This is a genomic window from Pontixanthobacter aestiaquae (genome assembly GCF_009827455.1).
Classification (GTDB): domain Bacteria; phylum Pseudomonadota; class Alphaproteobacteria; order Sphingomonadales; family Sphingomonadaceae; genus Pontixanthobacter; species Pontixanthobacter aestiaquae.
Map to the genome: position 1 here is coordinate 1,911,919 of NZ_WTYZ01000001.1, position 18,884 is coordinate 1,930,802.

Sequence of the window (18,884 nt, forward strand, 5' to 3'; positions counted from 1 at the left end):
CCTCCAGGGTGACCATAGGGTGCGGAAGCGCGCGCCTCTAAGGCGTAATGGGCAGATTGGCAAGTGAAACCGCCTATTGGATCCGTTCGACAGTATAGCCTGACTTCCGGAGTAGGGCGGGGAGCCCGTCCTCCCCCAGCATGTGAGCGGCGCCCACCGCAATCATCATCGGCCCTTTCTGGGGCAATTCTTCCGTGATCGTTTCAACCCAGGCGGTATTGCGGTTGGTTAGCAGCGCGGCGCGCAGTTCCGGATCGGACAGGATTGTGTCGCTGGACGGGTCCAGCAAAGCATCAAGATCACCTTGAAGCCAGCTCTTGGCAAGTCGGTGGCGCGGACCGCTCTCGGCCGCAGAGCTTTCGCGAATAATACCTTCCAGCAAATCCCGTTGATCCTCTTCTGCCAGACTGTCGAAAATAGAGAGTTGTTTGCGCGCGCCTTCCAGCTCGATCTTTGCAGCGAACTCCCCGATCAGGATCCGATCAACCCCGTTTTCAGGTTTGCCTGCACTGAATATCCGCGCGAGAGTGAGAGCCGCTGCCCATGTCTCAACCTGCGCAAAGTCTCCATTTTTGAAGTCACCGGCTGTCATCAGCGCCACCAGTTGTTCGCGATGTTCTTGATCGACACGTTCAATCAAGGGAGGCTGCTGCGCGGACAGCGCAAGTTCGGCAAATATCTGTGACACCTTACCACTGTCATCCAGATCGCCGACTTCAACCATCAGCCACTCGGACTGACCCAGTGCTTTGTTAAGCGCGTCGGTCCGCCAATTCACACCGTCGGGCAGTTCGTGAATAGTGCCAAAGAGCCACCCTTCCCGCGTCCCGTCGGTGGATGTCACTTCCCACAAAGCAGGCGAAGGTGGCGGAAACTGCTCTGCTGGTGACGAGCATGAGGCCAGCAGCGCAAGCGCCACCAGCCCCATGATTTTCCGTTTGATTTGAAAGGCAGGGATCAGCTTGGGGATCATTGCACCCGAGTAGAAGCAATCCCGCGGGTTGCCAATGCATCCTGTACGCTTCGCTCGCCTGCAAGGTGACCTGCGCCGACCGCGACAAATACGGTACCAGGCGTGTCCAAACGCGCATCGATCCATTCGGCCCAGGTGCGGTTGCGCGCGTAGAGTAGCGCCTCGGCAAGGGCGGGATCAGTCAGCCCCTGGTTCATCAAACCAGCAAGTCCGGCAGCGTCCCCCTCGACCCACTCATCCACCATGGAGTCGAGCATGGGCACGATCTCATCAATTCCATCAGCGGCAGCCATCATAAACTCTATCTGCGAATCCATGGGCAGACCATCGAATACGCTAACCTGAAATTCGACAGTTTCCAGCGCCGAACGCGGAATTTCGCCAGCCTTCATTTCCAGCACTTTCTCGACACCGGCGTCGGGACTGTAGCCCGCTTGAAGAAGCGGCAGCATTGAGAGATTGATAGCCGCGAGCCACGGCTCAAACCTGTCAAACGAAGCAACCGGCAGTCCCAGCTTCACCATCGCCGCTTCGTAGCTCGTTTTCTGCTCTTCGGTTAGAAGGTCGCGAAGGCTTTGTCCCTCCGGCAACATGCCTTGCGACATAAATGCCGATTGGGCCTGCGCTTCCGTACCGGGCTTCATAAAGATTTCGGTCACGAGCTTATCGGACGAGCTCAGCGCATCATCAATGCTGCCTTTGTACCATTCGATCTCTTTAGGGAGCGCGTGGACGGTCCCGAACAGATAAATTGTCGTATCCTCGTCGGCGACTTTCCAAAGCGCGGGGCCGCCGAGTTCGACTTCTTCGGCAGCAACTTGTGTGGGCGCCACCGGGGTCGGTTTTTGCTGCTGGGCGCATCCCGTCGATAAAAAGCCGAGGGCGAGGGTAGACGCCGCTAGTGCGAGGTTTTTGAGAGTATGTTGCATGGGGGAAGTTCTTTTTATCAACGGCCTGAGCAGCCTGTGAACGAATTTGATGGAGTGACTGGATTTGGTTCAAGCGTATTTTTTGTAGAGCCAGGCAATGGACCATACGACCATAGTAATTGCCCAGATGATCATCGGGTCTTGTTGGGGAACCCATCCGGCACGAGCAGCCATCCACCAGCTGGGCACGAGAAACACGTAAAGATGGAAGGCGAGCAGTGCACCATTTGAGTAAGCCGCGATTTCATGCTCATCCGTAACCTGCCACCAGATCAGTGTGATAAGCGGCGTGCCGATAGCCCAACCTGCAATCGATATCACGGCTACGGACGCTGAAATTGGATTGTTCGAGAACATGGTGTCGAGTTCGGGCCCTCCGGCAATCATTATGAAAGCGCCTAGAACGCCGCCCAATAACGTCGCCGCAATATAGATATTGCGCGATTTACGGGCGCTTTTCGCCTCAGGTTCTGCGGCGGCCTTCCGCCATTTTGACCAAGCGAAGCTGCCCGCCAATACTGTCGCGGCGATGAGGCCAAGAATCAAAATACCATCGATAGCCGAGAGGCTGCCGTTTTCGGCGATTTTTGCTATATACCCTGTCAATGCACCGAACAGGAAGAGAGCCGCAATTCCGGCCAATATGGCGAGCAGGCGATCATTGAACAGAGACGCTTGATCAAGGTCCTGAGTGTCATTGTCCGTCATCGAAAATTTCCTCGATAGAAAGGTTGAAGAGGCGCGCCAGCCGGAAGGCGAGGGGAAGTGAGGGATCATGCTTGCCAGTCTCGATTGCGTTGACCGCTTGGCGCGAGACGTCGAGCCGCACCGCCAATTCGGCCTGGCTCCAGTCGCGCTCTGCACGCAGAACTTTGAGACGGTTATTCATGGCTGGATGTATCCGCAGCAGTAAGTGGCCACAGCATCGCTTAAGCAACCATCAGCTTGGCAAGCGTCGCAGCGATGTCACCAATGGCATAGCCGGCGAGCAGGAAAGTGGCGTTAGCGAGAATGTGCGGAGCGCGTTGGCGAAGTTGGTTGCGAATTAACATGTAGGCATCCTTGTCATTGGTTCATGACTTTATGTCAGGTTACCCTTACTTTATGTCGTGACTTGTTTCCAATGTCAATACAACCTTACATTATGTCGGCATAACGCGACTATCCAAAGCCTAAACCTTTCAATTCAGGCGATTACATTTCTTGAAAACTGCCAAATTAGTGGAGGCGTTCGGCGTATAGTCCGCGTTCTGTGAGCATGTTCTGGACCGAATCATTACCTTCGAAATGGCCAGCGCCAACCGCCAACAGAATCGTGCCGGGCGTGTCCAAACGGTTTTCCAACCATTCCGCCCAATTACGGTTTCTGTCGGTCAGCAGCACTTGATAGATTTGCCGTCCGAATTCGGTTTCCTTCATCTCTTCCATACCAAGATCTTCAAGAATCCCCTGCGCCCAGCTGTGTTCGGAAGAGAATGGATCGGCCTCGCTAGACCCGGTGCCGTTATCCTCGGCGCCATTCAAATCACCGAAGAAGTCCGCAAGGTCTTTGCCATCCCACTTGCTCAATTCATCATCGAGTTCTTTGATCAAACCATTCTCGTCGATACCCAGCAAGGCTGCCATCACTGCGCTGCTGTCTTCAATCGATCCGATCGGTTTGTCGGCCGCTTTGAATTCGGCCTCAAGCACCGTTTCAACGCCATAATCGGCTACCGAACCCTGCGTTTCACCGAAGTTGAGCCCAGCGCCAAGTAAGGAGAGCATGAGCGGCATTCGGTCGAAAAAGTCCCGCGGCATATCGACCCCGTCACCAATAGCGAACCATTTTGCGCGATTAGCCTCTGATAACCGCTCTGAAATCGTAACGCGATCATCGCTCATCGTGGTGACGAGCAAATCGGAAATGAACTTTCCAATCACTTCGTCGCCATCCTCATCGCTGGTTTCGACAACCAGTTCATCAACTTCCTCAACAATGCTGTTGAGCGCGGCGCTGCGCCATTTGAAGTCTTTGGGTAGTACGTGGAACGTGCCGAACATGTAGATCGTGGTATCAAGATCAGCCAATCGCCAGATCGCGGGGTTGGGTTGGTAATCTTGAACGACTTTGATCGGAGCGGGCCAGACAGTGACCAAAGAGCGCTGGGCTTGAGCCTCGGCGGCCCTCTTCTTCTTTTGCTCTTTCTTCAGAGCAGCCCACTCTTGCTTACAGGTTTGATCGTCACATTCTTGCGCAATGGCTTGCGGTGCAAAGAGCAGCGCGCCGAGAGTGATGCAGGAAGCGAAGAGTTTCATGGAGCCGTCCGGTTGCGTGTCGGGGACGTCATAGCGAAGCTTTTTCGCGGTTTTGTCAACCGCCGCGCGTCCGGCAGTCGATACAATCTGACCAAATACTGCCCATATTTTGCGCATATGCTGCCCGAATTGTGCAGTGCGGCATTGACGCGTTTGGGGGCATCCGCCAAAGCCGCGCGCATGGCGACTACTGCACCGACAATACCGGTCTCTGTTCCGGCCCGCAATCCGGCGAAATCCTTCCAGGATATGATCCTTGCGCTGCATGATTTCTGGAGCGCTAATGGCTGCCTGATACTGCAGCCTTACGATATGCGGATGGGCGCGGGGACCTTCCATACGGCTACCACACTGCGCGCATTGGGGCCGGAGCCATGGAATGCCGCCTTTGTGCAGCCCTGCCGCCGCCCGACCGATGGCCGTTATGGCGAAAACCCCAACCGGTTGCAGCATTATTATCAATATCAGGTGATCCTGAAACCGAGCCCCTCGGACATTCAGGAACTGTATCTGAAGAGCCTCGGCGTGATCGGTATCGACCCGCTCAAGCACGATATCCGCTTTGTCGAAGACGATTGGGAAAGCCCGACGCTCGGCGCATGGGGACTGGGCTGGGAAGTCTGGTGCGACGGGATGGAAGTCACCCAGTTCACCTATTTCCAGCAAATGGGCGGGTTCGACTGCAAACCCGTCGCGGGCGAGCTGACATACGGGCTCGAACGCCTCGCCATGTATATCCAGGGCGTCGACAACGTCTACGACCTCGACTTCAATGGCCAAGGCGTTTCGTATGGCGAGGTATTCCTCGAGAACGAAAAGCAGATGTCGAAGTGGAACTTCGAAGTCGCTGACACCGATGCGCTGTTCGACCTGTTTGGCAAGGCCGAGGCCGAGTGCCAGAATGCGCTCGCCAACCAAGTGCCAATCGCTGCGTATGAGCAAGCGGTGGAGGCAAGCCACATCTTCAACCTCCTCCAGGCGCGCGGCGTGATCAGCGTGCAGGAACGCGCGAGCTACATGGCCCGCGTCCGCGACCTCGCGCGCGGATCATGCGAAGCGCATATGGAGAAGGAAAAAGCCGGCTGGGCGGAGAAATATCCGGAGTGGTCGGCATGAGCGATTTTCTCCTAGAACTCCGCAGCGAAGAAATCCCTGCACGGATGCAAAAGGGTGCGCGCGCTGAACTGGAAAAGCTGTTCCGGCGCGAGATGGACGCCGCCGGTGTTGCGCTGGGCGAGCTGACCGTCTGGTCGACCCCGCGCCGTCTTGCGTTAATTGCGCGCGATCTGCCGACCGAAACGGAGGCTGTGAGCGAAGAAGCCAAGGGACCGCCAGAGGGTGCTCCCGATCAGGCGGTCGATGGGTTTTGCCGCAAAAACGGCGTGACGCGCGACCAGCTTGAGGTTCGCGATGTCAAAGGTCGTCCGACTTACTTTGCCGTGATCAATACGCCGGGCAGGGCGGTAGCCGATGTTTTGGCGACTGCAATCCCCGCGATCATTCGTGATTTTTCTTGGCCCAAGTCCCAGCGTTGGGGCGCGGCATCGATCAGCACCGAGAGCCTGCGCTGGGTGCGCCCGCTGTCTGGCATTGTGGCTTTGCTCGGCACTGACGGTGTTGAGTGCGAAGTGCATGGCATTACAGCTGGCGCACTAACACGCGGGCACCGCTTCCATCATGATGGCGACATCACCATTGGCAGCGCGGCAGACTATGTTGACAAGCTGCGCGCGGCGCATGTGATTGTCGACCATGAGGAACGCCAGAATATCATCCGTGATGGCGCGAAAAAAGCTGCCGCTGATGGCGGTCTTGATTTGGTCGAGGATGAAGGGCTTGTGGTCGAGAATGCGGGCCTGACCGAATGGCCTGTGCCGCTGCTCGGCCGGTTCGAGGATGATTTCCTCGAAGTGCCGCCGGAGACAATCCAGCTCACCGCGCGGGTGAACCAGAAATATTTCGTGTGCGAAAAGGATGGCAAGCTTGCCAATGCCTTTATCTGCACCGCCAATATCGAAGCCGATGATCCGGCTGTGGTGGTGGAAGGCAATCGCAAAGTCCTCGCCGCGCGGCTGTCCGATGCTAAGTTTTTCTGGGATGTGGACCGGAAGAAGACGTTGGAGGAACACGCCAAGGGTCTTGAGCGGATTACCTTCCATGAGAAACTTGGGACGGTTGCCGACAAGGTAGAGCGCGTCGCCAAGCTGGCGCGGTGGCTGGTTGAGGAAGGTATCGTCGTCGACACCCCCCTCCCCACGGGGGAGGGGCCGAGGGTGGGGGGTGCCACCCCGCAGGCGTTGAGCACCCATCCCCAACCCCTTCCCTCAAGGGAAGGGGCTTCTCTGGCCGACCTCGCCGAACAGGCCGCCCGACTATGCAAAGCCGATCTCGTCACCGAAATGGTTGGTGAATTCCCCGAACTGCAAGGCCTGATGGGTGGCTATTACGCCCGCGCTGAGGGTCTCGATGACGCCGTCGCCGACGCAATCCGCGATCACTACAAGCCGGTCGGGCAGGGCGATGATGTGCCGACTGCGCCGGTCACAGTAGCGGTGAGTTTGGCGGATAAGCTGGATACGCTTCTACTACTTTATACTTTTGAAACACCCACCGGGTCGAAGGACCCATTCGCCGTCAGGCGTGCGATGCTAGGTGTCTTGAGACTGATGCAAGCAAATCAAGTCAGAGTTTCTTTTGCCGAGTTACTTGAGCAAGTTTCCGAGCCAGCTCAGAACTGGGAAGTGTCACGCGCCAACGCGGTGAACCAAATGTTGTCTGTTATCCCAATCTTTGCGGTCGACCGCCTCAAGGTACAACAGCGCGAAGCTGGCGTCCGCCATGACCTAATCGACGCCGTATTCTCCCTCGGCGGCGAAGATGATCTCGTTCGCCTTCTCGCCCGCGTTCACGCTCTCCAGGCGTTCATGGAAACCGAAGATGGCACCAATCTTCTCGCTGGGTACAAACGTGCATCCAACATTCTCAAGAAGGAAAATCATCTCGTCATCCCCGCGAAAGCGGGGGCCCAGAGTGGGGCGGACAACCAAACAACCCTAGATAGGCCTTCGGCCACTGGCGTTCCCCGCCTGCGCGGGAATGACGGTGGTGCTGGGGGGCTTTCCTACTCACCCGAAAATGCCGAGAAGGCGTTAATCGATGCGCTTGATGCTGCCGAGCCCAAAGCAACCGCCGCAATCGAGGCAGAAGATTTCGGCGCAGCAATGGCGGCGCTCGCAAGTCTCCGCGCGCCCATCGACGCATTCTTTGACGAGGTGACGGTGAATGATGACGATCAAGACAAACGCGCCGCGCGGCTCGACCTGCTGTTGCGGTTCCGCAACGCTGTCCATCAAGTCGCTGATTTCAGCCGGATCGAGGGCTAAAGTGACACTTTGCGCATCAAGTTTACGCTTTTGGCCGCAAGGTGACGCTTTTGTAAGGAAATTGGCCGGGGCTGTGTCACATGTGTCAACACCTGACAGAAATATGAGAGCTTAGATGAACACAACGGTCTATAATTTCGGCGGCGGGGCAGTGAACGATGATCCGCGCGCAAAGGACAAGACCATAACCGGCGGGAAGGGATCAAACCTGACCGAAATGGCCGAGATTGGTCTGCCGGTCCCTCCAGGCTTCACCATCACCACCGAAGAATGTGTAAAATACCTCGCAGGCGGCTCGGATTTCAGTGAAGCACTGCGTAGTGACGTTGCAGCGGCGCTCCAGCATATCGAAACTGCGGTCGGTAAGTCCTTGGGCGATAATGATGATCCGCTGTTGGTCTCGGTGCGTTCTGGCGCCAGAGTGTCGATGCCCGGAATGATGGATACCGTCCTCAATCTGGGACTCAATGACGCCACGGTGCAGGGCCTCGCCAAAGTGTCCGGCGACGAGCGTTTCGCATGGGACAGCTACCGGCGGTTCATCCAGATGTATTCCGACGTCGTCCTCGAAGTCGATCACGGTCTGTTCGAGGAGGCGCTCGAAATCGCCAAGGAAGACAAGGGCTTCTACAACGATACAGAGATGGAAGCTGAAGACTGGCAGGCGCTGGTTTCGGAATATAAAGCCATCGTCGAGCAGGAATTGGGCAAGCCGTTTCCGCAGGACGTATCTCATCAACTTTGGGGTGCGATCGCAGCCGTGTTCGACAGCTGGGACAGCGACCGCGCGAAAGTATATCGCCGCCTGAATGACATTCCGGCGGGTTGGGGCACTGCCGTCAACGTACAGGCGATGGTGTTCGGCAATATGGGCGACACCAGCGCGACCGGCGTGGCTTTCACTCGTGACCCTGCGACGGGCGAGAAAGCCTATTATGGCGAGTGGCTGGTCAATGCGCAGGGCGAGGATGTCGTCGCCGGCATCCGCACCCCGCAATATCTGACCAAAGCTGCGCGCGAGAAAGCGGGCGCGAAGCCGCTCAGCATGGAAGAGGCGATGCCTGCAGCTTACGCCGAGCTGGCCGAAGTCTTCGAGCTTCTCGAGAAACATTACCGCGACATGCAGGATATCGAATTTACCGTGCAGGACGGCAAATTGTGGATGCTGCAAACCCGCTCGGGCAAGCGCACGGCCAAGGCTGCGCTCAAGATGGCCGTCGACATGGCGGGTGAGGGTTTGATCGACGAGAAAGAAGCAATTCTGCGCGTCGATCCGATGGCGTTAGATCAGCTGCTGCATCCCACGCTCGATCCCAAGGCACATCGCGATATTTTGACGACGGGCCTCCCTGCATCGCCTGGTGCAGCTTCGGGTACGATAGTGCTTGATGCCGACAAGGCAGAGCAGATGTCCAACGCAGGCGAGAAGGTCATTCTGTGCCGCGTTGAAACCAGCCCCGAAGACATTCACGGAATGCATGCCGCGCAGGGCATTCTGACGGCGCGCGGCGGCATGACGTCACACGCGGCCGTGGTCGCGCGGGGGATGGGGCGGCCCTGTGTTTCGGGTGCCTCGGCGGTCTCTATCGATATGACGTCAAGACGTCTCCGTATCGGAAATCGTGAATTAAAAGAAGGGGATACGCTCACGCTTGATGGTGCAACCGGTCAGGTCATGGCCGGTACAGTCGCCACAATCGAGCCCGAGATGGCGGGTGATTTTGGTACTTTGATGGAGTGGGCCGACAAATATCGCCGGATGCGGGTCCGCACCAATGCCGAAACACCCAACGATTGCCGGATGGCGCGCCAGTTTGGTGCGGAGGGTATCGGTCTCTGCCGTACGGAGCATATGTTCTTCGATGCTGGCCGGATTAGCGCAGTGCGCGAGATGATCCTTGCCGAAAGCGAGCAAGGACGCCGCGATGCGCTGGCCAAGCTGCTGCCCGAGCAACGCAGCGATTTTCGCGAGATTTTCGAAGTTATGGTCGGGCTGCCTTGTACTATTCGCCTGCTCGATCCCCCTCTCCATGAATTCCTGCCGCATGGCGACGCCGAGTTTGCCGAATTGGCCAAGGTAACCGGACATGATGTTGACCATCTGAAACGCCGTGCGGGCGAGCTACACGAATTTAACCCGATGCTGGGTCACCGCGGGTGCCGTCTTGGCATTACCTACCCCGAAATCTATGAAATGCAGGCGCGGGCGATCTTCGAAGCGGCGTGTGACGTCGCGAAGGCATCGGGTGAGGCTCCGGTGCCGGAAGTGATGGTTCCATTGGTCGCGACCAAGCGGGAACTCGAGATTTTACGGGCACTTATCGACCGCACCGCAAAAGAAGTCTTTGCCGAACAAGGCACCGAGATCGATTATCTTGTGGGCACCATGATTGAATTGCCGCGCGCCGCATTGATGGCAGACAAGATTGCAGAAGAAGCGCGCTTCTTCTCGTTCGGCACCAACGATCTGACGCAGACGACGCTGGGTGTTTCGCGCGATGATTCCGCCCGCTTCCTCGCGCCTTATACCGACCAGGGAATTTTCGAGCGGGATCCGTTCGTGAGCCTTGATATTGAAGGTGTCGGACAATTGGTTGAACTGGCGGCGGAACGCGGCCGGGCAACGCGCCCCGATATCAAGCTGGGCATTTGCGGCGAACATGGCGGAGATCCGGCAAGTATCGAGTTCTGCGACAAGGTCGGCTTGGACTATGTCAGCGCGTCACCATACCGCGTGCCGATTGCGAGACTGGCGGCGGCGCAGTCTTCGCTGAAGTAACCTATTTCCAGGCGGTTAGGGTCAGCATCTCGAAAGTTTCGGTGACTTTGCCATCATCATCGCGGAGTGTGTCGAAGGCCCCTTGGGCGCGCTTGAGGCCAGCCTTTGTGAAAGGTGGTGAACCGCGTTCCAGCGACGCAGTCAGACCGTGGTCACGCAAATCGCTGACCAGCTGCTCCAGCGAGCGATAGCGGACCGATAGTGAATGACTGTCCACGACCTGCCGCCCAAACCCCGCGCGTTGGAGCAATGCGGATGCCGCCGGACTATCAATCATCGGATGAATACGCGGGGAAGGGCGGTCTCCATCAGCCGTTAAGGCAATATTGCGAAGCGCTGACAGGCTGCCTGCTCCCGGAAATGCCGCAATGAATACGCCGTTCTTTGCCAAAGCATTGCGGGCGTGGATCAAGGCCCCAGGCAGATCATTGACCATGCCGAGGCCCATAAGATGCACGATCACATCATAGTCGGATGAGGGAGCAGGCAGTTCCTCATTGAAATCGCCAAGCTGTCCTACAGCGATCTGAGCGCCTAAACCATTTAGGAAATTCGTGACTGCATCAGACCAATCACCGACGACGAGTGCCGTTTTCGGCTGAAGCTGCATAAAGCCGATCCGCTCGATCACATCGTCGGCCAGTTCGTCGATAAGAAAGGATGCCGCATCGCTCGACTTGCTGCGCCCATACGCCCGTCGCCATTTGGCTGCACAATGCCGGCGCGAAAAGATAATTGGGGGCGTTTTATCCATGCGCGCTCCGTGCCGCGCTTGCGCAACAATCGCAAGCCGCGCACACTGTAATCATGTCCGCAAAGCAGCGCCTTGCCGAGATCGTCCGACCAGCGGTTGATTTGGTTTATCCGCCCCGCTGCCCGCTTTGCGGGGATGCGATTGCTGAACAGAAGGGACTGTGCGCACCGTGCTGGTCAAAATTGGTCATTCCGAGCGAACCAAGCTGTGCCTCGTGCCAAAGACCGTTCCGAGATAGTGCGGCGAGCAGCAATGCCATGTGCGCGCCATGCTTAGCCAACCCACCCAGACATGACGGCATTGCGGCGGGCACACTATATAATGATGCCTCGCGCAAGCTGATATTGGCGTTCAAACACGGTCGGCGGATTGCACTTGCCGATATGCTCGCGAAACTGATCGAGGCCCGACTGCCCAAGCTTGAGGGTGACTGGTTGATCATACCCGTGCCACTACATCGGACCCGTCTGTGGGCCCGCGGCTTCAATCAAGCCGGGTTGCTCGCGCAGAATTTGGCAAAAGCGACTGGACACCAACTGGTGGTCGATGGGCTAAAACGATCAAAGCGCACGGAATCGCTCGGCGGGCTGGGAAGAAAGGCACGCGAGAAGGCGCTGGCTGGTTCGATAATAATCAATCCGGTACGCCAAGAGCAGTTCGCAGGGGCGCAAATCCTCTTGGTCGATGATGTGCTGACCAGCGGAGCAACGAGCGACATGTGCGTAAAGACATTGAGGCGGGCCAAGGCAGATAGGGTGGTTATTGCATGCTTTGCCCGCGTTTTGGACGAGGCGCTGGAGCATAGAATCACTCCAGAAAGTGAAACGCCCGAGGTTCGAAAACCTCGGGCGCCACGTGACGAATAAATTTGGATCCACCTTGCGGCGTAGACAACCTCCCCCTTGATGGTTGCCGGGATCCGATCCCTCATCGTTCATTAGGAGCGCCTTGCAAAAATGCTGGCAGCGTCCTTACCCCCTGAACCTGGCACTCTTACGGTACCGATGTTCCGGCGAGAGGCTCTTTCGAACCACTATTGCCTCATTCCATTCATGCGGTCTTCAGGAAAGCGCGAACTCCATATCTGATAGATTTTGAGCACAATCTGTGGTTATCGTGCAACAAACAAAACGTGGCTTCACGGCCCCGAATCCAAGAAGGCCTTACTGACGCCATGACATCCTCTGCATCCGAATCTCAACTGCGTGAAACAGGCAGTAAGTTTATGCCTAAGTTTGACGATAAAGGCTTGATAAGCGCCGTTGTGGTCGATCACGACACATCCGACGTGCTTATGGTCGCGTTTATGGATGCCGAAGCCCTGGCTGCAACACGTGAAACAGGCTTGGCACATTTCCACTCGAGATCACGCGGAAAGCTATGGAAAAAAGGCGAGACATCCGGGAACGTTTTGCGCGTGCAGGCGATGCTGGTGGATTGCGATCAGGACGCAATGGTTTTGCGGTGCAAGCCCGAAGGACCGACCTGCCATACAGGCGCTACAAGCTGCTTTTATCGGATTTTGGAAGGCGAGGAGCTCGGGCGTTTGCCTGGTTGACGTTTACGTAAAGGGCAGTTATACACCTTGCATGTCAACCGCAGCTAAAGCTACCGATAAGTCTGCCAGCCGCGAAGCGCATGCTGGTGCTCATCTCGATCGTCCTGACAAACTCGAACGCGAGCAATTCAGCATTTCCGATCTCACCACGGAGTTCGACTGCACGGCCAGGGCACTTCGCTTTTACGAGGACGAGGGCCTTGTGGCTCCGCGTCGGATCGGTCTGACACGTGTTTACTCCAAGCGTGACCGTGCGCGGCTTGCCTGGATCATGCGTGCGAAGAACGTCGGCTTCAGCCTGACAGAAATCCGCGAGATGATCGATCTGTATGATCTCGACGATGGCCGCGTTGAACAGCGGCGTGTCACGGTTGAAAAATGCCGGACGCACGTTGCAAAGCTAAAGCGGCAGCGCGCCGATATTGACTCATCGATCAAGGAACTAACCGCTTTTATCGAACAAATTGAAGATATGGACCTACCCGGTTCAACCTCCTGATACCCTGAGAAGGAAACCCCATGCCAACTTACACCGCTCCGACGCGCGATGCGCGCTTTCTCGTCAACGAAGTTCTTGATCTGGCCAGCTACAACAACCTGCCGGGTTTCGAGAGTGCAACACCTGACATGATCGACACGGTCATCAACGAGGCCGGCAAGTTTTGTTCCGAAGTTCTCGCTCCGCTTAACCGGATCGGCGATGAAGAAGGCTGCACCCGGCATGATGACGGCTCGGTGACAACACCGACCGGCTTCAAAGAAGCGTTCCAGCAATATCGCGAATCCGGTTGGGGTACGATCTCGCAACCGGAGGAATTCGGCGGGCAGGGCATGCCGCACGTCCTGGGTATGCTGATCGAGGAATTCGTCGGCACCGCTAATCAGGCTTTTGCGATGTATCCTGGCCTCACCGGAGGCGCAATTGCAGCGCTTCTGGCGAAAGGCTCGGACGAGCTGAAAGAGAAATACGTCCACAAGATGATCGCCAATGAGTGGACCGGAACCATGAACCTGACCGAGCCGCATTGCGGCACCGATCTGGGCATGATCCGCACCAAAGCAGAGCCACAAGCGGATGCGTCCTATGCGATCACCGGAACCAAAATCTTCATTTCCGCCGGCGAGCATGACCTTGCTGAAAACATTATTCACCTCGTGCTGGCGAAAACACCCGGCGCGCCGGACAGTTCTAAAGGTATCTCGCTGTTTGTAGTGCCTAAATTCCTTGTGAATGAGGATGGTTCGCTGGGTGAGCGCAACACACTCCAATGCGGCTCCATTGAAGAGAAAATGGGCATCCACGGCAACTCGACCTGCGTCATGAATTACGACGGAGCGAAAGGCTGGATGGTCGGCGAAGAGAACAAGGGCCTCGCCGCCATGTTTATCATGATGAACGCTGCCCGTCTTGGCGTTGGTATCCAAGGCTATGCCCAAGCAGAAGTGGCCTATCAAAATGCCGTCGCTTACGCTCTCGACCGCCGTCAGGGCCGCGCGCTGACCGGTCCTGCCGAGCCCGAAGCGCAAGCCGATCCGATCTTCGTCCACGCCGATGTGCGCCGGATGCTGATGGACGCAAAAGCCTATACCGAAGGCATGCGTGCGCTGGCGCTGTGGGGGGCTTTGCAAGTCGATCTGACGCACAAGGGCGCGAGTGATGAAGACAAGGCCAAAGCCGACCAGATTATCAGCCTGCTGACCCCTGTCATTAAGGGCTACGGCACGGACAAAGGCTTCGACGTCGCTATCAACATGCAGCAAGTCTTTGGCGGCCACGGCTACATCGAAGAATGGGGCATGAGCCAGTATGTCCGCGATAGCCGCATTGCGATGATCTACGAAGGCACCAATGGTGTACAAGCGATGGACCTGTGCGGACGCAAGCTCGCGCAAAATGGTGGAGCTGCCATCCAGGCGTTCTTCGCGGTCGTTGATGAGGAAATCGCCGAAGCGAAAAACAACGAAGCGCTCGCGCCATTTGCCGGAAAGCTCGAAAAAGCGCTCGGCGAACAGAAAGCCGCCACCATGTGGTTTATGCAGAACGCGATGGCCAATCCCAATCACCTCGGCGCTGGCGCGCACCATTACATGCACATCATGGGTATCGTATCGCTCGGCCTGATGTGGCTGCGTATGGCGACTGTCGCCCACGCTAAACTGGCTGAGGGTTCCGAAGACAAGGCGTTCTACGAAGCGAAAATGGCAACAGCAGCCTATTACGGCGATCGCTTCCTGCCTGACGCTGGCGCACTTCGCCGCAAGCTGGAAGCCGGTGCAGACAGCATGATGGCGCTGGACGCAGATGCTTTCCAGACGGCTGCTTGATTATAGGTGATCTCCAGCGACCCGATAGGGCGGCGGAGCCAACGCTGGGGTCTCATCGGATTGTAAGCGATTATCCGCCCTCGATAAGCCAAATCTCCCTCCCTTGAGGGAGGGGTCAGGGGTGGGTGTACGGTGCCTGCTGTTACCGCCGCACACACCCACCCGACCTCCCCCTCTAGGGGGAGAGGTCAGGTTGCGCCCCGCCAATTCACTGGCGGTACCGGCTGCCATGACTCTTCCAAACAACTGTATTCGCGCTCTCCTCGCATTTGGCAGGGTGTTGACACATCTGACACTGTCCACCGCATTTTCCGTCGCCTTGTGACCTCATGTGTCACCTTGTGCGGGAATAGTGTCGCCTTGCGCTGTAGTGATTTCGGATTTGTCGTTGAGCCCGTGATCCGCGCGCAGATGGTCCAGCGCGGCAAGGCCCGGTCCGTCCCAACGCGATCCTGTCTGTTCGAGTTTCGCCACGGCTCGCGCATTGAGCCCTTGAGCGCGTGCCTCTTCGAAGACGGCGCGAAATTCCTGTCCGTTCAGCCGCGCGCGCAATTTGTAGGCGGACTGCCGACTCATCCCGACCGCACGCGCCGCTTCGGAAACGCGCCCATATTTCGCCAGCGCCCCCAGAAACGCCCTGACCTTGGGCACTGTCCAGCGATAATCGGCATTCGAACGGCGCGTTTTGGACGAATCGGGGGAGGGCTGATGATGATCCATCCCCGAGGATAGACCAGACATTCAGGTGTGTAGGAAAGTTCGATTTCTGCTGAAGCACGAGCAAGAGCGGGCCTAGCCCGTAGTCAAGCGCGCTTGCGCGGCGGCACCGCGAAGCCCCACCAAGCGCCGATTACTAGGCGCGCCAAACCTTCCTTTAGCGCTAAGACGTAGGCTGACCATTTGGGCCGGTGAGTGGCTGCGCCAACTTCACCTCTGATATAACTTTCATATAGTCCTTGCGCTGGGCCGGCGGCATCAGAAGCTGGAATTGCGAAAAACGTCCGTGGAGCAGCTTGCATTTCACCGGATCGACTTGTGGTCCGATAGGGCCGACCAGAACCAATGTCGGCTTGGTTATCTCGAATGTGACAACGCGGTCGACATCTTCTTTCCACGTGAACAGCACTGCCAGATCTTGGCGAACCTCTTCAACACTATCGATCTTGTCGAACGTGCCGAACCCGCCGGGCTGCTGGTTCGTTTGGCCTTTTGAGAACGCCATCTGGAAGCGTCTGCCCGGTTCGAGCCGCGCCACGCTGGGCAGCATATATGTTGGCCACGGCGGGGTGTTTTTAACCAGATCGACATAGGCCGCGCGCGCCTCGGCAGTTGTCGCATAGCGCCAACCATAGGAGTCCATCCATTCTTTCCCGGGAACAGAATCTAGCGATTCAGCGCCGCATCGCGCCTTTTGCGCGGCGATCCATTCGTCGTGACGCTCCTTGGCGAGCTTTTCCTCTTTGGTCGGCTCAGCCGCGCTCGCTGACTGTGCACTTACAGGCGTGCAAAGGCTTATCGCCAGAGCGGCAGCCAATGGTCTCGCCAGAATTCTCGATAGCTTCATGTTCAATCTCCCTCTTGGTCAAACATCGTTTGCCAAGAATGCGGGAGACTGAATTGGACAAATCGGCGCTCAGGCTTCGGGCAGGAACTCCGGCACCGAGAGATAGCGCTCACCGGTGTCATAATTGAAGCCGAGCACAGTGGTACCAGCATCAAGATCGGGCAGTTTGTTGGCGATTGCGGCCAAGGTCGCGCCGCTCGAAATACCAACGAGCAAACCTTCGGTTACCGCGCATTTGCGCGCCATTTCTTTGGCTTGCTCCGCATCAACCGGAATAGCGCCGTCAATGGCCTGCGTGTGCAAATTGCCAGGAATGAAGCCTGCACCAATGCCTTGGATCGGGTGAGGGCCGGGCTGACCGCCGCTAATGACGGGAGACAGTGCTGGCTCGACCGCATAGGCCTTCATACCAGACCAATGGCGCTTCAATTCCTCCGCACAGCCGGTCAGGTGGCCGCCGGTTCCGACGCCGGTAATCATCACATCGACTGGTTTGTCGGCGAAATCTTTGAGAATTTCCTGAGAGGTCGTCCGCACATGCACCGCGACGTTTGCCGGATTGTCGAACTGAGCGGGCATCCATGCGCCTTCGGTTTGATCGACCAACTCGGTCGCGCGTTCGATTGCGCCTTTCATGCCTTTCGCTTTGTCGGTCAGATCGAAAGTCGCGCCGTAGGCCAACATCAAGCGGCGACGCTCGAGCGACATCGACTCCGGCATTACCAGAACCAGCTTGTAACCTTTGACCGCGGCCACCATCGCAAGACCGATGCCGGTGTTGCCGCTGGTCGGTTCGATAATGGTTCCGCCTGCTTTCAAGTCACCGGCTTCTTCAGCCGCTTCGACCATGGCCAGCGCGATCCGGTCCTTGATCGACCCACCCGGGTTAGAGCGCTCCGATTTGATCCACACATCGTGATCGGGGAACAGGCGCGATAGGCGGATATGCGGCGTGTTGCCAATGGTGGCGAGGACGGAATCGGCTTTCATGTGGTGTCTCCCGATGGTTTCGATGAGGGTGTTTTTGTTTCTGTCTCTGTATCTAGTAACTCTTCAGGCGGATCAAAGGTCCGCGTAGTGCGAAGAACGGGAAACAGGCGGCTCCAGATGGCTACTGTGATGATCGCGCCAGCGCCGCCCGATACCACAGCAAGTACCGGACCGATCAGATAGGCCAGGGTGCCCGAGAAGAAATCGCCAAACTCGTTCGATGCGGAAATGGTCAGCAGCGACACCGAGGACACCCGCCCGCGCTTGTCGTCAGGCGTATGCAACTGGATCAGCGACTGCCGGATATAGACGGAAAACATGTCGGCCGCTCCGACGATGAACAGCATCGCCAGAGAGAGCGGCATCCAAGTCGAGAAACCGAACGCAATCGTGGCGAATCCGAATACCGCGACCGCGATCAGCATCTTGGGCCCGACATTGGTTTTGAGCGGCCGGAAGGAGAAGAATGCGGCAGTGATCGCTGCGCCAACTGCTGGTGCCATGGCGAGCTGCGCGAGGCCCTCTTCTCCGACCATCAGAATGTCGCGCGCATAGACGGGGAACAAAGCGGTTGCGCCGGCCAGGAACACAGCAAACAGATCGAGAGTGATCGCGCCAAGAACCATCTTGTTGCGGACGACATAGCGCAGGCCATCGACAATCTGGCCTATCGGCCTTTGCGCGCCTGCGATCGGCGTACGCGGGACATCGCCGATAAAGCTCAGAGCTATGATAGAAACGCCGAACAGTCCGCTCGCCACAATGTAAGGCAAGGCGGGGAGAACGGCATAGAAGTACCCGCCGATGGCTGGTCCCACGATCATACCGACTTGCCACGCGATAGACGACAGAGCGATGGCGTTGGGCAGGATTGCCTTGGGCACAAGATTCGGGGCGAGGGCGGATAGCGCCGGCCCTGCAAAGGCTCTCGCGATCCCAAGCACAACAGCGACGCAGAACAGGCTGAAAATGCTGATCTGGTCGTACCAGGTGAGGTAAGCGAGTGTGCCAGCACAAGCGAGCTGCAGCAACACCATTACGCGGGCAACGTTGCGCCGGTTCAGCCGGTCCGCTGCCAGTCCCACAAAGGGCGTCAGCAGGAACAGCGGAATGAATTGGAGTAGCCCGATAAGGGCCAATTGCCCAGCGGCTTCGGGAACCGCCATCCCGTCATCGCGGGCAATGTTATAGGTTTGCCAGCCAATGATCAGCAACATCGCATATTGCGCAAGCGTCATCGATAGACGTGATACCCAATAGGCGCGGAAATTGGCTATTCTGAAAGGAGACGTTTGCTCGGCCACGACGGTGCATTGGCACCGCTGGCGTTC

The 18,884-nt window shown here is 57.3% G+C and carries 18 protein-coding genes; 7 read left to right on the plus strand and 11 right to left on the minus strand.

Annotated features, from left to right (window positions below):
- Positions 1 to 73: 73 nt before the first annotated feature.
- The 6 genes from GRI35_RS09150 to GRI35_RS09170 form a co-directional block, all read right to left on the minus strand.
- Positions 74 to 973: a TraB/GumN family protein gene (locus GRI35_RS09150; protein WP_160613874.1), complete on the minus strand. Its 900-nt coding sequence runs from the start codon at positions 971 to 973 to the stop codon at positions 74 to 76.
- Positions 970 to 1,806 carry a TraB/GumN family protein gene (locus tag GRI35_RS09155; RefSeq protein ID WP_290258569.1) on the minus strand — a complete coding sequence of 279 codons (837 nt, stop codon included), beginning with the start codon at positions 1,804 to 1,806 and terminating at the stop codon, positions 970 to 972. Before GRI35_RS09155 ends, GRI35_RS09150 begins: the two co-directional genes overlap by 4 nt.
- Positions 1,807 to 1,971: 165 nt before the next feature.
- Positions 1,972 to 2,610: a hypothetical protein gene (locus tag GRI35_RS09160; protein WP_160613876.1), complete on the minus strand. Its 639-nt coding sequence runs from the start codon at positions 2,608 to 2,610 to the stop codon at positions 1,972 to 1,974.
- Positions 2,597 to 2,791, minus strand: a complete 195-nt coding sequence (locus GRI35_RS09165) for a helix-turn-helix transcriptional regulator (RefSeq protein ID WP_160613877.1) — start codon at positions 2,789 to 2,791, stop codon at positions 2,597 to 2,599. Before GRI35_RS09165 ends, GRI35_RS09160 begins: the two co-directional genes overlap by 14 nt.
- 40 nt (positions 2,792 to 2,831) lie before the next feature.
- Positions 2,832 to 2,954, minus strand: a complete 123-nt coding sequence (locus tag GRI35_RS13945; RefSeq protein WP_268894024.1) for a hypothetical protein — start codon at positions 2,952 to 2,954, stop codon at positions 2,832 to 2,834.
- Positions 2,955 to 3,120: 166 nt separating this feature from the next.
- Positions 3,121 to 4,317 carry a TraB/GumN family protein gene (locus tag GRI35_RS09170; RefSeq protein ID WP_160613878.1) on the minus strand — a complete coding sequence of 399 codons (1,197 nt, stop codon included), beginning with the start codon at positions 4,315 to 4,317 and terminating at the stop codon, positions 3,121 to 3,123.
- 63 nt (positions 4,318 to 4,380) lie between these two features.
- On the opposite strand from GRI35_RS09170, the gene GRI35_RS09175 reads away from it, so the two are divergent.
- The 3 genes from GRI35_RS09175 to ppdK all read left to right on the plus strand — a co-directional run bounded on the left by GRI35_RS09175 (position 4,381) and on the right by ppdK (position 10,362).
- Positions 4,381 to 5,316, plus strand: a complete 936-nt coding sequence (locus tag GRI35_RS09175; RefSeq protein ID WP_160614836.1) for a glycine--tRNA ligase subunit alpha — start codon at positions 4,381 to 4,383, stop codon at positions 5,314 to 5,316.
- A complete protein-coding gene (gene glyS / locus GRI35_RS09180) occupies positions 5,313 to 7,583 on the plus strand; it encodes a glycine--tRNA ligase subunit beta (RefSeq protein WP_160613879.1) in 2,271 nt (756 codons plus the stop codon). The genes GRI35_RS09175 and glyS overlap by 4 nt, the downstream gene beginning before the upstream one ends.
- A gap of 115 nt (positions 7,584 to 7,698) precedes the next feature.
- Positions 7,699 to 10,362: a pyruvate, phosphate dikinase gene (gene ppdK, locus GRI35_RS09185; protein WP_160613880.1), complete on the plus strand. Its 2,664-nt coding sequence runs from the start codon at positions 7,699 to 7,701 to the stop codon at positions 10,360 to 10,362.
- Between the two features lies 1 nt (position 10,363).
- Here the strand turns inward: ppdK and GRI35_RS09190 are convergent, their stop codons facing one another.
- The gene (locus GRI35_RS09190) at positions 10,364 to 11,116 is read right to left on the minus strand and encodes a class I SAM-dependent methyltransferase (RefSeq protein ID WP_160613881.1); all 753 of its coding nucleotides are present in this window, start codon (positions 11,114 to 11,116) and stop codon (positions 10,364 to 10,366) included.
- A 53-nt stretch (positions 11,117 to 11,169) separates the two neighbouring features.
- Between GRI35_RS09190 and GRI35_RS09195 the strand changes: the two genes are divergently transcribed.
- From GRI35_RS09195 to GRI35_RS09210, 4 genes are all read left to right on the plus strand, one after another.
- Positions 11,170 to 11,982 (plus strand): ComF family protein, encoded by an 813-nt coding sequence (locus GRI35_RS09195; RefSeq protein ID WP_160613882.1) that lies wholly within the window; start codon positions 11,170 to 11,172, stop codon positions 11,980 to 11,982.
- Positions 11,983 to 12,290: 308 nt separating this feature from the next.
- Positions 12,291 to 12,674, plus strand: coding sequence for a phosphoribosyl-AMP cyclohydrolase (hisI, locus tag GRI35_RS09200; protein ID WP_160613883.1), 384 nt, complete (start codon positions 12,291 to 12,293; stop codon positions 12,672 to 12,674).
- Between the two features lie 31 nt (positions 12,675 to 12,705).
- Positions 12,706 to 13,173 (plus strand): MerR family transcriptional regulator, encoded by a 468-nt coding sequence (locus GRI35_RS09205; protein ID WP_160613884.1) that lies wholly within the window; start codon positions 12,706 to 12,708, stop codon positions 13,171 to 13,173.
- A gap of 20 nt (positions 13,174 to 13,193) precedes the next feature.
- A complete protein-coding gene (locus tag GRI35_RS09210; protein ID WP_160613885.1) occupies positions 13,194 to 14,999 on the plus strand; it encodes an acyl-CoA dehydrogenase C-terminal domain-containing protein in 1,806 nt (601 codons plus the stop codon).
- A gap of 327 nt (positions 15,000 to 15,326) precedes the next feature.
- Here the strand turns inward: GRI35_RS09210 and GRI35_RS09215 are convergent, their stop codons facing one another.
- The 4 genes from GRI35_RS09215 to GRI35_RS09230 all read right to left on the minus strand — a co-directional run bounded on the left by GRI35_RS09215 (position 15,327) and on the right by GRI35_RS09230 (position 18,857).
- Positions 15,327 to 15,740, minus strand: coding sequence for a hypothetical protein (locus GRI35_RS09215; RefSeq protein ID WP_160613886.1), 414 nt, complete (start codon positions 15,738 to 15,740; stop codon positions 15,327 to 15,329).
- 139 nt (positions 15,741 to 15,879) lie between these two features.
- On the minus strand, positions 15,880 to 16,563 hold the full coding sequence (locus tag GRI35_RS09220; protein ID WP_160613887.1) for a hypothetical protein: 684 nt from the start codon (positions 16,561 to 16,563) through the stop codon (positions 15,880 to 15,882).
- A gap of 69 nt (positions 16,564 to 16,632) precedes the next feature.
- Complete coding sequence (cysK, locus tag GRI35_RS09225; RefSeq protein WP_160613888.1) at positions 16,633 to 17,553, minus strand: cysteine synthase A; 921 nt, start codon at positions 17,551 to 17,553, stop codon at positions 16,633 to 16,635.
- Positions 17,550 to 18,857 carry an MFS transporter gene (locus GRI35_RS09230; protein WP_160613889.1) on the minus strand — a complete coding sequence of 436 codons (1,308 nt, stop codon included), beginning with the start codon at positions 18,855 to 18,857 and terminating at the stop codon, positions 17,550 to 17,552. Before GRI35_RS09230 ends, cysK begins: the two co-directional genes overlap by 4 nt.
- Positions 18,858 to 18,884: the final 27 nt, after the last annotated feature.

Excerpts from the sequence above, each read along its gene's own strand:
- GRI35_RS09150 (WP_160613874.1), bottom strand. The coding sequence starts at position 973 with ATGATCCCCAAGCTGATCCCTGCCTTTCAAATCAAACGGAAAATCATG.
- GRI35_RS09160 (WP_160613876.1), bottom strand. The coding sequence starts at position 2,610 with ATGACGGACAATGACACTCAGGACCTTGATCAAGCGTCTCTGTTCAAT.
- GRI35_RS09165 (WP_160613877.1), bottom strand. The coding sequence starts at position 2,791 with ATGAATAACCGTCTCAAAGTTCTGCGTGCAGAGCGCGACTGGAGCCAG.
- GRI35_RS13945 (WP_268894024.1), bottom strand. The coding sequence starts at position 2,954 with ATGTTAATTCGCAACCAACTTCGCCAACGCGCTCCGCACATTCTCGCT.
- GRI35_RS09170 (WP_160613878.1), bottom strand. The coding sequence starts at position 4,317 with ATGCGCAAAATATGGGCAGTATTTGGTCAGATTGTATCGACTGCCGGA.
- GRI35_RS09175 (WP_160614836.1), top strand. The coding sequence starts at position 4,381 with ATGGCGACTACTGCACCGACAATACCGGTCTCTGTTCCGGCCCGCAAT.
- glyS (WP_160613879.1), top strand. The coding sequence starts at position 5,313 with ATGAGCGATTTTCTCCTAGAACTCCGCAGCGAAGAAATCCCTGCACGG.
- ppdK (WP_160613880.1), top strand. The coding sequence starts at position 7,699 with ATGAACACAACGGTCTATAATTTCGGCGGCGGGGCAGTGAACGATGAT.
- GRI35_RS09190 (WP_160613881.1), bottom strand. The coding sequence starts at position 11,116 with ATGGATAAAACGCCCCCAATTATCTTTTCGCGCCGGCATTGTGCAGCC.
- GRI35_RS09195 (WP_160613882.1), top strand. The coding sequence starts at position 11,170 with ATGTCCGCAAAGCAGCGCCTTGCCGAGATCGTCCGACCAGCGGTTGAT.
- hisI (WP_160613883.1), top strand. The coding sequence starts at position 12,291 with ATGACATCCTCTGCATCCGAATCTCAACTGCGTGAAACAGGCAGTAAG.
- GRI35_RS09205 (WP_160613884.1), top strand. The coding sequence starts at position 12,706 with ATGTCAACCGCAGCTAAAGCTACCGATAAGTCTGCCAGCCGCGAAGCG.
- GRI35_RS09210 (WP_160613885.1), top strand. The coding sequence starts at position 13,194 with ATGCCAACTTACACCGCTCCGACGCGCGATGCGCGCTTTCTCGTCAAC.
- GRI35_RS09215 (WP_160613886.1), bottom strand. The coding sequence starts at position 15,740 with ATGTCTGGTCTATCCTCGGGGATGGATCATCATCAGCCCTCCCCCGAT.
- GRI35_RS09220 (WP_160613887.1), bottom strand. The coding sequence starts at position 16,563 with ATGAAGCTATCGAGAATTCTGGCGAGACCATTGGCTGCCGCTCTGGCG.
- cysK (WP_160613888.1), bottom strand. The coding sequence starts at position 17,553 with ATGAAAGCCGATTCCGTCCTCGCCACCATTGGCAACACGCCGCATATC.